Source organism: Arthrobacter sp. 131MFCol6.1 (assembly GCF_000374925.1).
Lineage (GTDB): Bacteria > Actinomycetota > Actinomycetes > Actinomycetales > Micrococcaceae > Arthrobacter.
Map to the genome: position 1 here is coordinate 123,577 of NZ_KB895551.1, position 13,558 is coordinate 137,134.

Annotated in this window: 12 protein-coding genes; all 12 read right to left on the reverse strand. The window is 66.1% G+C overall.

Annotated elements, in window-relative coordinates; translation table 11 throughout:
* Nucleotides 1–29: 29 nt before the first annotated feature.
* Nucleotides 30–1,529, reverse strand: coding sequence for a CoA-acylating methylmalonate-semialdehyde dehydrogenase (locus tag C566_RS0116960; RefSeq protein WP_018775551.1), 1,500 nt, complete (start codon nt 1,527–1,529; stop codon nt 30–32).
* Nucleotides 1,529–2,554 (reverse strand): Gfo/Idh/MocA family protein, encoded by a 1,026-nt coding sequence (locus tag C566_RS0116965; protein WP_018775552.1) that lies wholly within the window; start codon nt 2,552–2,554, stop codon nt 1,529–1,531. Before C566_RS0116965 ends, C566_RS0116960 begins: the two co-directional genes overlap by 1 nt.
* Nucleotides 2,551–3,438 carry a sugar phosphate isomerase/epimerase family protein gene (locus tag C566_RS0116970; RefSeq protein ID WP_018775553.1) on the reverse strand — a complete coding sequence of 296 codons (888 nt, stop codon included), beginning with the start codon at nt 3,436–3,438 and terminating at the stop codon, nt 2,551–2,553. The genes C566_RS0116965 and C566_RS0116970 overlap by 4 nt, the downstream gene beginning before the upstream one ends.
* Nucleotides 3,435–4,220 (reverse strand): SDR family oxidoreductase, encoded by a 786-nt coding sequence (locus tag C566_RS0116975; protein ID WP_018775554.1) that lies wholly within the window; start codon nt 4,218–4,220, stop codon nt 3,435–3,437. Before C566_RS0116975 ends, C566_RS0116970 begins: the two co-directional genes overlap by 4 nt.
* Nucleotides 4,221–4,223: 3 nt before the next feature.
* Nucleotides 4,224–5,237, reverse strand: a complete 1,014-nt coding sequence (gene iolG / locus C566_RS0116980) for an inositol 2-dehydrogenase (protein WP_018775555.1) — start codon at nt 5,235–5,237, stop codon at nt 4,224–4,226.
* A 66-nt stretch (nt 5,238–5,303) separates the two neighbouring features.
* A complete protein-coding gene (locus tag C566_RS0116985) occupies nt 5,304–6,236 on the reverse strand; it encodes a hydroxyacid dehydrogenase (RefSeq protein ID WP_026266793.1) in 933 nt (310 codons plus the stop codon).
* A gap of 79 nt (nt 6,237–6,315) precedes the next feature.
* Nucleotides 6,316–7,305 carry a LacI family DNA-binding transcriptional regulator gene (locus tag C566_RS0116990; protein ID WP_155846924.1) on the reverse strand — a complete coding sequence of 330 codons (990 nt, stop codon included), beginning with the start codon at nt 7,303–7,305 and terminating at the stop codon, nt 6,316–6,318.
* A gap of 41 nt (nt 7,306–7,346) precedes the next feature.
* Entirely contained in the window at nt 7,347–8,558 is a 1,212-nt protein-coding gene (locus tag C566_RS0116995) for a Gfo/Idh/MocA family protein (RefSeq protein ID WP_018775558.1), read from the reverse strand.
* 25 nt (nt 8,559–8,583) lie between these two features.
* Entirely contained in the window at nt 8,584–9,372 is a 789-nt protein-coding gene (locus C566_RS0117000) for an HpcH/HpaI aldolase family protein (RefSeq protein ID WP_018775559.1), read from the reverse strand.
* Nucleotides 9,369–11,318 (reverse strand): 3D-(3,5/4)-trihydroxycyclohexane-1,2-dione acylhydrolase (decyclizing), encoded by a 1,950-nt coding sequence (iolD, locus tag C566_RS0117005; RefSeq protein WP_018775560.1) that lies wholly within the window; start codon nt 11,316–11,318, stop codon nt 9,369–9,371. Before iolD ends, C566_RS0117000 begins: the two co-directional genes overlap by 4 nt.
* 24 nt (nt 11,319–11,342) lie before the next feature.
* Nucleotides 11,343–12,773, reverse strand: coding sequence for an aldehyde dehydrogenase family protein (locus tag C566_RS0117010; RefSeq protein ID WP_018775561.1), 1,431 nt, complete (start codon nt 12,771–12,773; stop codon nt 11,343–11,345).
* 131 nt (nt 12,774–12,904) lie between these two features.
* Nucleotides 12,905–13,558, reverse strand: a 654-nt coding sequence (locus C566_RS0117015) for an ATP-binding cassette domain-containing protein (RefSeq protein ID WP_018775562.1), incomplete at its 5' end; no start/stop codon positions are given.

Sequence of the window (13,558 nt, forward strand, 5' to 3'; positions counted from 1 at the left end):
TGTCGCACCGGCCAACGGGGGCGGCATCCCTAGTTGGAGGGGAAGTTGTACGAGGCCCCCGAGGCGTGGTTGGCTTCGGGCCACCGGGAGGTGACCACCTTGCCGCGGGTGTAGAACGAGACGCCTTCGGGGCCGTAGATGTGCTTGTCGCCGAACAGCGAGGCCTTCCAGCCGCCGAAGGAGTAGTAGGCCACCGGGACGGGCAGCGGCACGTTGATGCCGATCATGCCGACGTCGACGGAACGCTGGAACTTCCGGGCGTTGGCGCCGGAAGAGGTAAAGATGGCGGTGCCGTTGCCGTACGGGTTGGCGTTGATGAGTTTGATGCCCTCCTCCAGGTCCTCGACCCGGACCACAACCAGGACAGGCCCGAAGATTTCCTCGGTGTACGCGGACATTTCGGTCTTCACGTGGTCGATCACCGTGGGGCCGACCCAGAAGCCGTCCTCATGGCCGGGAACCACGAGGTCGCGGCCGTCCACCACCATCGCGGCGCCGGCGGCTTCGGCTTCGGTAATGGTCTTGACGATGAATCCCCGGGAGTCGCTGCTGATGACCGGGCCCATGTCGGCGTCGGGTTCCGTGCCGTTCTTGACCTTGACGTCCAGGGCGCGTTCCTGGACTTTCTTGACCAGCAGGTCGGCGGCGTCACCGACGGCGACGGCGACGGAGATCGCCATGCACCGCTGGCCGGCGGAGCCGAAGGCTGCGGCGGCCAGGTGGTCGGCGGCGTTGTCGAGGTCGGCGTCGGGCATCACGATGGCATGGTTCTTCGCGCCGCCCAGGGCCTGGACCCGCTTGCCGTGCGCGGTGGCCACTTCAAGGATGTGCTTGGCCACCGGCGTGGAGCCCACGAAGGAGATCGCATCCACATCCGGGTGGGTCAGCAGGCCCGAGACAACCTCACGGTCGCCGTGCAGGACCTGGAAGACGCCGTCGGGCAGGCCGGCCTGCTTCCACAGCTTGGCCAGCAGCATCGAGGCGGACGGCACGCGGTGGGAGGGCTTGAGGATGAAGGCGTTGCCGGTGGCGATCGCCATCGGCGCCATCCACAGCGGCACCATGACCGGGAAGTTGAACGGGGTGATGCCGGCGACGACGCCGACGGGCTCGCGGAAGGAGAACACGTCGATGCCGGTGGAGACCTGGTCGGAGTAGTCGCCCTTGAGCAGTTGCGGGATGCCGCAGGCGAACTCGATCACCTCGAGGCCGCGGCCGATCTCGCCCTTGGCGTCGGAGAGGACCTTGCCGTGCTCGGCCGTGATCAGCTGAGCAAGTTCCTCCACGTGCGAGGCGACGAGCTCGCGGAACTTGAACAGCACGGCCGTGCGCTTGGCCAGGGAAATGTCGCCCCAGGAATCGGCCGCGGCACGGGCGGCGGCGACGGTGGCGTCCAGGTCGGCCCGGTTGGCCAGCCGCAGCTCCGCGGTGACGGCACCGGTGGCGGGGTTGTAGACGGCCTTGGTGTCGGTCCCGGTGCCTGCTGCCTCGGTGCCGCTGATGAAGTGGCTAATGCTAGTGACGGTCATTACTGCTCCTGTAGTAAGTGGTGTTCCATGGGGTGCACCTGTTCGACGTTCCGTGGCAGTCCTGCGGCGAGGGATTCATGGATGGCGAGCCGGACGGCCAGGTTCTGCTCGGTGAGTTCCCGGTGGACCACCTCGTGCACCGAGCTACGCGTCCAGACGCTGAACCTTTCGATTTCGACCTTGAATGGGTCTTCGGTGACATCGAAGGCCTCGGTGCTGCCGTCCCTGAGCGAAACGGTCACCCGTGCCGGCTCTCCGGGGTTTGGGTCGAACGCCTTGTCGAGCGTGATGTGTCCCTTGGTGCCGATGATCTGGAACGTGTTCGTTCGGGGTCCTTCGAAGCCGCAGTCCAAGGTGCCAAGGACGCCGTCGTAGTCCAGGATCGCTGCGACTGTGGTCTCAACAGGGTCCGTGGGGCTGGTTCCTTTGGCGTAGACGCTGACTGGGGGCCGGCCCATGACCATATTCATGATGTCCACGGCATAGCATCCGACGTCGTTGACGGCACCGCCCTCAAGGCCCGTCTGCAGACGGACCTCTCCCGGGCTGCGGTCCATGACAAAGTGGAAACGCGCATGCATGGAGACGATCTGGCCGATCCGGCCGGCGTCGATGAACTCACGGACTTTCTGGTGCTGCGGATGGAAGCGGTACATGAAGGCTTCCATCAGGGTCACGCCGTTCCGATCACAGGCGTCCACGACGCGGGCGTAATCTTCAAGGCTTCCGACCAGCGGCTTCTCGCAGAGTATGTCCTTTCCCGCCTCGGCCGCTGCGATGATCCATTCAGCGTGCAGACCATTGGGGAAGGGTAGATACACGGCCTCGATGTTCGGGTCGGCGAGGAGTTCCTCGTGCGACTCGTACACGGTCGGGATGCCAAATCGTGAGGCGACCTCCGCCGCGCGTCCGTTCGGACTGCTGATCGCCGAAGCGACAGCATTACGGGTCTTCGTCATTGCCGGCAGGAAACGGTCCTGGGCGATGCGGGCCGTGGTGAGAACGCCCCAGCGCACTGCGCTCATGTGGCCAGCCCGGCTTCCAGCTCCCGGAGGAATGCCACGGACTGCCGGACATCCCGGACCGGCCCGTCGTCGGCAGGTTCGGATTCCAGGATGGTGTCCTGTTCCATCGTGAACCACCCGCCATACCCGGCCGCGAGGAGGTCCCGGACGATGCCGGCGATCCCGACGTCGCCTTGTCCCAACGGGACGTACATTCCGGTCTTGACCCCGTCGGTGTAGGAGATTTCATTGTTCTGGACCCGCTCGGCGATGGCCTTGCGCACATCTTTCAGATGGGTGTGACCGATGCGCGAGGCATAGTCCCGGACGAGCTGTCCGGGATCCGTGCCGCCGATCAGGAGATGCCCGGTGTCCAGGCACAGGTTCGCGGCGGTGTCGTTCAGGACGCGGTTGACGTCTGACGTCGTTTCGATCATGGTGCCTACGTGGGGGTGCACGACGGCCTGGATGCCCCTGTCAGCCGCCGCCTTGACGATGGCGTCGAGGTTCCGGCCGAACCGGTTCCAGCCCTCGGCATCGAGCTCGTGGCGCTGGTCATAGCCGGCGACACCGGTTTCGGCGGCCAGGACCATGATGCTCGCGCCCGCCGCCTGGTAGGCGTCCAGTTCCGCTGAGACCGCCTGCAGCGGGTTCTTGGCGGCGTCGTGCAGGATGACGGGGAAGAATCCTCCGATGGCCTGCAGGTTGTGTCGCTTGAGTACTTCCGCGCGTTCGGTTGCCTGTTCGGGCAGGAAGCCTGCAGGGCCGAATTCCGTCGCGGTAATGCCCAGGGCAGTCATCTCGGACAGTACGCGGTCTGCCTCCAGTTGGTAGCCCCATCCGGGGACTTCGCACACGCCCCAGGAAATGGGGGCGGCGGCAAGGCGGCTGGTGATGGTGCTCAATCTGATCCTCCGTATACGTTTTGATCCCAGTCAATGACCGAGCCGGTGACGACTCCGCTCCTGTCGGAGAGGAGAAAGACTACAAATTCGGCGATCTCGTCCACTTGTCCGAGCTTGCCCATCGGCACCGAGGCGTTGGCTTTTTCAAGCCAGTCGTCTTCTGCGCCGTGAAATTTCTTTTGGGTCTCGGCTTCGCCGTCGGTGGCGGTCCAGCCGATGTCCAGGCCGTTGATGCGGATCTTGTCCCAGCGGTGGGCGTGTGCGGCGTTCCGGGTTACCCCGGCCAGCCCGGCCTTCGCCGCGACGTAGGGCGCCAGATAGGGTTGGCCGCCGAGTTCGGCGATGGAGATGACGTTCACGATGCTGCCTGGAGCACCGCGTTCACGGAGGTGCCTGATCGTTTCGGCCATGATGAAGAACGGTGACTTCAGGTTGACGGCGATGTGCGCGTCGAAGAGTTCCGGGGTGGTGTCCAGCATGGTTCCGCGGGTGGTCAGGCCGGCAGCATTTACGGCGCAGTCGATCCTCCCGAACGCGGCGATGGTTGCCAGTACCGAGGCCCTCGCCTGTTCTACGTCGGCCAGGTCGGTTTTGATGAAGCGGGCATCGACGCCGGACTCCGTCAGCTCGGCGGCCAGCTTTTCGCCCGAGTCGGCGTTGCGCCCGGTCACGGCGACGCCGGCCGCGCCTTCGGCTGCCGCCCGGCGGGCAATCCCGGCACCCAGGCCCTGGGTGCCGCCGCTGACAAGGAGGACCCTGTCTTTGAGGAGTGGACCGTTCATTTCTTACTCCGCTCCGATTTTGACGGCGCGTCCGGACCTGGCGGATTCTTCGGCGGCGTTGGCCAGGATGAGCGCCATCACCCCGTCGTCGAATCCCGGGCTGCAGGCGGTTCCTTGGCGGATGGACTGCACGAAGCTGTCCAGTTCGTTGCGGTAGGCCTGGGCGTAGCGTTCCAGGAAGAACGGCAGGTAGGCATCGGATTCTTCGGTGCCCGTGGCGCCGTACTTGCGCACGGTGGTCGGAGTCATGTTGCCGGCGGTCAGCAGACCCTCGCTGCCGAATGCTTCCAGCCGTTGGTCGTGGCCATAGGCGCTGTGGCGGGAGTTGGTGATCGTGACGAGCTCATCTCCCCGTCCGCGGAGGGTGATGACCACCGAGTCGAAGTCGCCGGCTTCTTCGATGTAGTCGCAGAAAAGGTTCGAACCGGTGGCCGAGACTTCGATGATGTCCGGGACAAAGAACCGGGCCATATCCAGGTCGTGGATGCTCTGGTCCCGGAAGATCCCGCCGGATGTGGCGATATAGTCCTTGGGCGCTGGGGCGGGGTCCCGGCTGATGATGGTCAGCTGCTCCAGGCGTCCGATTTCTCCGGCCTCTACCCGTGCGCGGACGGAGGCGAAGTTCGGGTCGAAGCGACGGTTGAAACCGAGCATGAGCGGGGTCTTGGTGCCGCGGATCTGGTCGCGGCACACGCGGACGCGGTCGATATCCAGATCGATGGGCTTTTCGCACAGGGCGGCGACGCCGGCGGCGACTGCCCTGGAGATCAGGTCGACGTGGGTGCTCGTCGGCGAACCGATAATGATGGCGTCCAGGTCCTGGTTGGCGAAGACCTCGTCAGCGCTTTCGACGGCCTGCGCCCCGTTCGCGGCGGCGAGGGCCTGCGCACCCTTGATGAACGGGTCGGCGATCCAGGCCAGTTCCAGGTCGGGGTGGGCGGCGATGTTCCGGGCGTGGACCTGGCCGATGCGGCCGGATCCGAAGAGTGCAACCTTGAGGGGGCGGTCAGCGGACATGCGTGATGGTCCTTTCTAGTTCTCCACAGGCGGATTCGGCTGCGGTTGGTTGCGGGTGAGGGAGTGTCATGGTGCGGCCACCGCCGCCGGAGTTCGGCCGGCCAGGACGTCGACGGCACCCTTGGCGGCGTCGCGGACGGTGTGGATCATGCCCTGGCGGGTGAAGCCCATCAGGTGGGGCGTGAGGACGACGTTCTGGTGGTCAAAGACGGGGTGGTGTGCCGGGGGTTCGGGATCATAGACGTCCAGCCCGAGACCGGCCAGCTGTCCGGTGAGGAGGGCGTCGTGCGCCGCGTCCAGGTCAACGAGCCCACCCCGGCTGCAGTTGATGAGGATGGCCCCGGCCGGCACCAGTGCGATGCGTTCGGCGTTAATGAGGTTGTGGTTTTCCTGCGTCAGCGGCACGTGCAGGGTGACGAAATCGCTCCGGCGCAGCAGTTCCTCCACCGTGTCGCAGCGGATGCCGGCCGGGACGTCGGTGAACGGGTCGAAGGCAAGGACATTGAGGTCAAAGGCCTCGGCAATTCGGGCGACGCGGCGTCCGATGCGGCCGTATCCGATGATGCCGAGGGTGAACCCCTCGAGGTCGCCGACGTGCACGGAGGACCTCTCCTCCCAGCGGCCGTCCCTCACCAGCGAGGTCAGGGTCGACAGCTTCTTCACGAGTGCCAGTAGGTGGGCGAAGACCCCTTCGGCGACGGACGCGGTGTTGCTTCCGGGGGTGATCACGACGGGGATGCCGCGGCGGTTGGCCTCCGCGACGTCGACAAGGTCGGTTCCGACGCCGGTCCGGGCGATCACTTTCAGTGCGGGCATGCGGTCAAGGAGTTCACGGTCCACCGGGTAGGCCGCGCGGACGATTGCGGCATCGGCCCGGGCGAGATCTTCCTCCGTGGGGTTATGAATCATTTGTTGGTGTGGTGCCAGCACCGGTTCTACCAGTCCGGCCTCCACGTCGCCGAGAGCTACGACTATTTGGGGTGCGGTTATTGAAGCCATCGTCATCCTTGAAGATGTGAGGGTGCACCCCGGCCAGGCCATGAAGGCCCGCGGGGTGACTATATGAATGGGGTGTGGGTCAGAGGCCGAGCAGGCTGGACTTGCGTATGACCAGTTCCGGGACGATGGGCTGGTGGACGAAGCCTCCGCCAAAGTCGTGGTCCTGGATGCGGTGCAGGAGCGTTTTCGCCCCGGCGACGCCGATCGTCGAGCTGTCAGGATCTACGGTGGTGAGCCCGAGCCGGGGCATGGCGCCGAGGGAGATGTTGTCGTAGCCGGTGATCGCGACCTGGAGTCCGCGTTCATCGGCTGCGGTCATCGCGCCCAGGGCAGCCAGATCGTTGATGCAGGCCAGGGCGGTGGGCCGCAGCCGGCCGGACGCACCGAGCGCCCGCTGGGCCGCAACGTACCCGGATTCCTGGGAGAAGTCCGCATCGACAACGTGGATGTTCCGTCCCAGCCCGTGGTTTTCCATCGCGGCGGCGTAGCCGCTGACACGCGCCGCCCCGACCGAACCGCCGAGCCCGCCCAGATGTGCGATGCGTTCATGACCCAGGCCGACGAGGTGGTCCACGACCATGGAGATGCCGCGGGCGTCGTCGCTTCGGACGACGTCGGCTGTGTCGATGTAGTCCGGGCCTCCACCGGCGAACACGACGGCTCCTCCCGAGACAACGCGGCTGAACGGCGCTTTGTCCGGAACGGTTCCAATCACGAGGAGCCCGGCGACCCGCAGGTCGCGGAATGCCTGGAGGATGGACAGGTCCACTCCCCCTCCAGATGCCGCCGACGCCGTGACCGCGCTGAAGAGCACGGTGTGGCCGGCCTCTTCCAGTACCGGCCGTGCGGCGTCGACGACGTCAAAGGCCCAAGGATTGTGCAGGTCGCTGACCAGCACGCCGATGGTCCCGTTGCTGCGGGTTGCGAGCGACCTGGCGGCCGTATTGAGCTCGTAGCCGAGCTCCTCGACAACTTCCAGCACCCGCTGGCGGCGTTCGGCGCTGACCCGGGGAGAGTCACGCAGGACGAGTGAAACCAAGGACTTTGATACGCCGGCGCGTTCGGCCACGTCCAAGATCGTTGGCCGCCGGGCGGATGCAGTTGCCATGGTTAGGCCCGCGCCGCAGTTGTGCCGTGGATTTCCTCGATCTTCTGCCACTGACCGGACAGTGAGGAAGCCTCGGCGGCGCTGACGATCGCGGCCGCGGAGGCAGCATCATGGATGTTCGAATTTTCCTGGGCGCCTCCTGCGACGGCGACGAGGAATTTCTTCGCTTCGATGACCTTCAAGTCATCGAAGCCCATGCTGTTGCCGGGTCCGGGCTGGAAGTGGGCGTAGTCGCCGTGGCGGGGGCTGGCGTTCACGGTGGTGTAGCCCTGCTCGTCGTTGCTGCGTCCCAGGCAGACCTTGAGCTCGTTCATGCGTTCAAAGTCCCATTTGAGCGAACCTTCGGTTCCGTAGACTTCGATCTGGTAGCCGCATTCGGGGCCCACAGCGACGCGGGAGGACTCGATGGTGCCGACGGCTCCTGCGCCGCGGGCGGACGGGCCGAAGCGGACCAGCGCGGCTGCGTAGTCCTCATTTTCAACCTCTCCCATTTCCCCGTTTTCGATCACTGCGAAGTGCGTTGCCGAGCCCATGGCGAGCTTTGGCCGCTGCGTGTAGACGGTGCTGGTGAGCGCAGTGACCTCGGCGATGGGTCCGACTACATATTGGCACAGGTCGGTGGCGTGGCTGAACAGATCGGCCAGCACGCCGGTGCCGGCAAGTTTCCGGTCGAACCGCCAGGACAGGGCACCGTTGGGCTCGGAGGCGTACCCGGAGAAGAACACTGCCCGGACGTTGGTCACCCGCCCCAGGCGCCCGGCGGCGATGAGCTCGCGTGCGTGCTCGACGGCGGGGGCGTGCCGGTAGTTGTAGCCGATGGAGGTCAGCACTCCGGCCTCCACTGCCGCTTCCTGCACGGCGGCTGTTTCTTCGTAGCCGCGGCCGACCGGCTTTTCGATCCAGAAGTGCTTTCCGGCTTTGGCGGCGGCGATGCCGATCTCTGCGTGGAGGAAGTTGGGTGCGCAGATGGAGACGACGTCCACGTCGGGGTGGTTGAGGACATCGTGGTAGTCGGCTGTTCCCTCGGCGTAGCCGAGAACGTCGCGGGCGAACTGGACCCGGCTGGGTTCGGTGTCTGCGGCGATGACGAGCTTGGTCTTCAGGCCGAGTTCAGGATAGACGTACGGTACGGCTTGGTAGGCGCGCGAGTGGAGCTTTCCCATCCATCCGACGCTGATGAGGCCGACACCGATGGTGCGAGATTCTAGGCTCACGTTCTTGCCTTTCTTGTTGTGTTGGTCAGTTGCGGGCGGTTGCGAAGGCGTCACGGAACGCCGCCGCCATGATCGTCGAGTCGGAGCCGATGGCCACGAACCGGAAGCCCTGCCGGACGTACTTGGCAGCTCCCGGGCCGTCCACGGCCAGGATGCCCGCCGCCTTGTTGTGCAGCTGGGCCGCGGAGACGACGCGCTGCAGGGCTTCCTGGAAGACGTTGCTGTCCAGCTGCAGCGGGACGCCGAGCGCGTAGGACAGATCCAGCGGACCGACGAAGACGACGTCGACGCCGTCCTGGGCGGCGATGTCTTCGACAGACTCCAGCGCTTCAAGGGTTTCGATCTGGATGATTCCGAGGGTTTCTTGGCCGGGTTCGGTGAGGGTCCGGCGGTCCATGCCCCAGCGGCAGGCCCGGTTGTACGTGGCCACGCCGCGGTCTCCCCGGGGCGGGTACAGCATGTGACGGACCGATTGTGCGGCCTGGTCGACCGTGTTCAACCGGGGAACCATGATCCCGGCGGCCCCCTGGTCCAGGACGCGGCCGATGCGGATGCGGTCTCCTGATTCGACCCGGACGATCGTCGGGACGCCGTAGCTGCCGGCGGCAACGACGCCGTCGCGGACCGCATCTTCACCTCCGGAGCCGTGTTCGAGGTCGATCAGCACCCAGTCGGCGCCTGCCGCCGCACAGACTTCGGCGGCCGTGGCCGATGACATCCCTACGAAGGTCCCGATGGTGACTTCACCCTCCGAGAGGCGCCGGCGCAGCTGTCCGGAATCCAGTGGTCCGGCACTCAGCGGTCGGGGGCTCATCCGAACCACCGCTGGCGGCCGCGTGCCTGCTCGTAGTCGGCGCGGAGGGTGCGGACCCATTCCTGTCCGGATACTTCCGCGGGAGCCACATCCCACCAGACGTCGCCGCCGGGCAGGTCCACGTGCGGCACCGTCGGGACAACGATCACGACGGGGCCCTGGGTATCCCGGGTCGAGGTCAGTGCCTCGCGGACCTCGGCGGCCGTGGTGGCCCTGAGAGCCAGGGCGCCCAAGCCTTCGGCGATCTGGCGGAGATCGACCTTGAGGTAGTCCCCGTCGAGCCGGGCCTTCGGCGCGTCGGCGGCCGCGACGCTGCCTCCGGTGGTGCGGTAGCGGAACTCGTTGCCGAATTCCTTGCCGGTGCGGTTCATCTGCAGCCGGTGGATGACCTGGTAGCCATGGTTTTCGGAGACGATGACCGTGACGTTGAGCCCTTCCTGCGCCGCGGTAAGGATCTCCGTGGGTGCCATCAGGAAGGTGCCGTCGCCGATGAAGGTGACCACGCGGTTGTCGTTGTTCCCTTCCGCCAGGCGGACGCCCATGCCTGCGGCGATTTCGTAGCCCATGCAGGAGAAGCCGAACTCCAAGTGGCAGTGCCGGTTCCCTGTCGCGTCCCACACCTTCTGCAGGTCACCAGGGGGCCCTCCCGCCGCGGCGATCACGGTGTCGCCGGAACGGGCGTGTTCCTGCATCAGGCCGATCAGTTGCGGCTGGGTGAGGACTGCTTCGGTGACCGGTGCGTGCGGGTGGTCCGCGGGGTTGTAGGCGGTGTCTGCGTCCAGCCATTGTGTCCGGATGGGCGCCCAGCGGGCTTTCTCTTCCTGGACGGTGTCCTGCCAGGACTCGGCAGTGCTGTGGCCTTCCAGCGCCTGGGCCAGGGCTTCGAGTCCCAGCCGGGCATCGGCAAGGATTCCGGTGGCACCCTGCTTGCGGGTGTCGGCATCGACGACGTTCAGTGCCGCGAACTTGACGCCGTCGTGCTCGAAGATCGACTGTGAGCCGGTGGCGAAGTCGGTGAGGCGGGTTCCCACGCTGAGGACCAGGTCGGCCTGTTTGACCAGGGCGTTGGACGCGAAGTTGCCTTCGAGCCCGACGCCGCCTACCTGCCACCATTCGTCCTTCGTGACGGCACCCTTTCCGCCGAAGGTTTCCACAACCGGAATACCGACCTGGCCGGCCAGGTGCTCAAGGGCCGCGTGGGCATCCGAGTAGTGGATGCCGCCGCCGGCGATGATCACGGGCCGTCGCGCAGCCCTGATCAGCCCGGCCACCTCCTCGATTTCGGCCGGGTCAGGCAGCGGGCGCCGGATCTTCCAGTCCCGGGGGGCGAAGAATTCGGCCGGGAAGTCGTAGGCGTGGGATTGCACGTCCTGGGGCAGGGACAGGACGACGGCGCCGGTGTCCGTGGGGCTGGTCAGCACGCGCATGGCCTGCGGCAGTGCGGTCAGGAGCTGCTCGGGACGGGTGATGCGGTCAAAGAATCGCGAGACGGGACGGAAGGCGTCGTTGACGGTGGCGTCCGCTTCGGTCGGGTGCTCGAGCTGCTGGAGGACCGGGCCCTGGTGGCGGGTGGCATACGTGTCTCCGGGCAGGAGCAGGAGAGGGATCCGGTTGACGGTGGCCAGTCCGGCCGCCGTGACCAGGTTCAGGGCACCTGGGCCGATGGAGGCGGTCACGGCCAGGACGGCCTGGCGGCGGCTGGCCTTGGCGTACGCGGTTGAGATATGAGCCATGTATTGTTCGTGGCGGCCCTGGATGAAGGGCATGTCATCGGCCAGTTCGTCGAAGGCTTGGCCGAGGCCGGCGACGTTGCCGTGTCCGAAGATTCCCAGGGCTGCGGGGACGAGGCGCCGCCTGACGCCGTCGGTGACGGAGTATTGGACGGACAGGTATTTGACGACCGCCTGGGCGGTAGTGAGCCTAATGGTCTGTGATTTAGTGGTCATTGCCTTATTCCAGAAGTCGAGGGATTACCAGGGGCGTCCGTGCAGAATGACCGTTTTTTCTTCGGTCATTTCCTGCACTGCGGAGCGGACGCCTTCCTTGCCGACGCCGCTGCCCTTGAGTCCTCCGTAGGGCATAAGGTCGGCACGCCACAGTGGCGTCCAGTTGATGTGGATGTTGCCGGCGTCGATCTGCCGCATTGCCTGGATGCTGCCGGCGATATCGCTGGTGAAGATTCCGGCGCCGAGGCCGTAGTCGTTGTCATTGGCCAGGGCGATGGCTGAATCGAGGTCGGATGCCGAGGTAACGGCGACGGCGGGTCCGAAGAGTTCGTTGCGGCTCAGCGGAGAGCGCGGATCGACGCCTGCGACGACGGCCGGGGTGACAACGGCTCCCTGGCGGTCTCCGCCGGTGAGCACTTTGGCGCCGGAGTGCCTAGCTTCGTTGATCGAGGAGTGGACGCGGGTCGCTTCCTCTTCCGAGATCAGTGACCCGAGCCGGGTCCCGGCTTCGCGCGGGTTGCCGATCGCGATGGCTTCCACCTTGGGCACGAGAGCGTCGAGGAAGTCTGCTTCGACCCGGCGGTCAACGATGACCCGCTGGACCGAGATGCAGACCTGGCCGGCATTGATGAATCCACCGGCTGCCACGGCGCTGGCAGCAAGTTCGATGTCGGCGTCCGGGAGGATGATCACCGGGCAGGAGGCGCCAAGCTCCAGGGACAGTTTCTTGACGCCGGCGATCGAGCTGATCCGGGTGCCGGTGGCGGTGGACCCTGTGAAGGAGACTTTCCGCACCCGCGGGTCAGTAACGAGCACATCGCCCAGGGTGCTGCCCGGACCGGTCAGGACGGACAGCACCTCCGGCGGAAGGCCTGCGTCGACGAAGCACTGAGCCAGCTTCAGTGCGGTCAGCGGGGTCGCCCGGGCCGGCTTCAGCACGACGGCGTTTCCGGCGGCGAGAGCCGGCGCGATCTTGTGCAGAACCAGCAGCGCAGGGTAGTTGAACGGGGTGATGGCTACGACGATGCCCACCGGCTGCCGGAGCGTGAAACCGATCTTGTCCAGGCCGGTGCCGGCGTTGGCATCCAGGGGAAGGGTGGAGCCGTAGAGCTGGCTTCCCTCGTAGGCGGCCAGACGGATGATGTTCCCCGACCTGCTGGCTTCTCCCCGGGCCTCCGTGATCGGCTTCCCGGTTTCGGCACTGATGGTCTGGGCAATGTCCTCGGCACGTTCGTCGGCCAGGGCAGCTGCGCGCAGGAGGATGTCCACCCTCACGTGTGCCGGCGTGGACCTCTGCAGGTGGGCGCCGATCTCGGCACGGTCGAGGGCGGCCTGGGCGTCCTGGACCGTGGCGACCGGAACCGTGTCAATGACCCGGCCGTCAAAGGGAGACCGGACTTCCTCGGTCCTGCCGTCGGCGGCGCCGCGCCAGGTTCCGGCGATTAGCATTTGCATGGTTGCTCCATCTGGGTGGAAGAGCGGCCCTCCCGATTCCCGCAGGAACTGAGGTCGACCGTTCGGTTCTTGAATTTGATCTGTCTACTTAGGCGCTGCGCCGGAGCCGGGGGACGTGCGGGCTGACGCAGTCAGTGTCTGCCGATGCTCTGGCGTTCTGAATCGACGTCGGCGACCTCTGCCTGGACTTCCTTGACGATGTCGCCGTGGCCGCCGAGTTGTTCGAGTTCGTGGGCGAGTTCGGCGAGTTCGGCGCCGCCGGCCATTTGGGCGGTGAGTTCGTCGAGGGTGATGTCTTTTTTGTCGTAGTAGCCGATTGATTTGCCGCGTTTGAGCAGCAGGAACCGGTCCCCGACGGGGAAGGCGTGGTGCGGGTTGTGGGTGATGAAGATGACCCCGAGGCCGCGGTCGCGGGCCTGCAGGATGTAGCGGAGCACCACGCCGGACTGCTTCACGCCCAGGGCCGCGGTGGGCTCGTCCAGGATCAGGACCTTCGCGCCGAAGTACACGGCCCGGGCGATCGCGACGCACTGGCGTTCACCGCCGGAGAGCTGGCCGATGGGCTGTTCGACGTCGCGCAGGTCGATGCCCATCGCGGCGAGTTCCTTGAGCGTGATGTCCTTCATCTTCTCGACGTCCATGCTCTTGAACGGCCCGAACCCGGAGGTCAGTTCCGAGCCGAGGAAGAAGTTCCGCCAGATCGGCATCAAAGGCACCACCGCGAGGTCCTGGTAGACGGTCGCGATCCCGACGTCCAGGGCGTCCCGGGGGGAGCTGAACTTCCG

Coding starts and splice junctions, on each gene's coding strand:
- C566_RS0116960 (WP_018775551.1), bottom strand. CDS start 1,529: ATGACCGTCACTAGCATTAGCCACTTCATCAGCGGCACCGAGGCAGCA.
- C566_RS0116965 (WP_018775552.1), bottom strand. CDS start 2,554: ATGAGCGCAGTGCGCTGGGGCGTTCTCACCACGGCCCGCATCGCCCAG.
- C566_RS0116975 (WP_018775554.1), bottom strand. CDS start 4,220: ATGAACGGTCCACTCCTCAAAGACAGGGTCCTCCTTGTCAGCGGCGGC.
- iolG (WP_018775555.1), bottom strand. CDS start 5,237: ATGTCCGCTGACCGCCCCCTCAAGGTTGCACTCTTCGGATCCGGCCGC.
- C566_RS0116985 (WP_026266793.1), bottom strand. CDS start 6,236: ATGGCTTCAATAACCGCACCCCAAATAGTCGTAGCTCTCGGCGACGTG.
- C566_RS0117000 (WP_018775559.1), bottom strand. CDS start 9,372: ATGAGCCCCCGACCGCTGAGTGCCGGACCACTGGATTCCGGACAGCTG.
- iolD (WP_018775560.1), bottom strand. CDS start 11,318: ATGACCACTAAATCACAGACCATTAGGCTCACTACCGCCCAGGCGGTC.
- C566_RS0117010 (WP_018775561.1), bottom strand. CDS start 12,773: ATGCAAATGCTAATCGCCGGAACCTGGCGCGGCGCCGCCGACGGCAGG.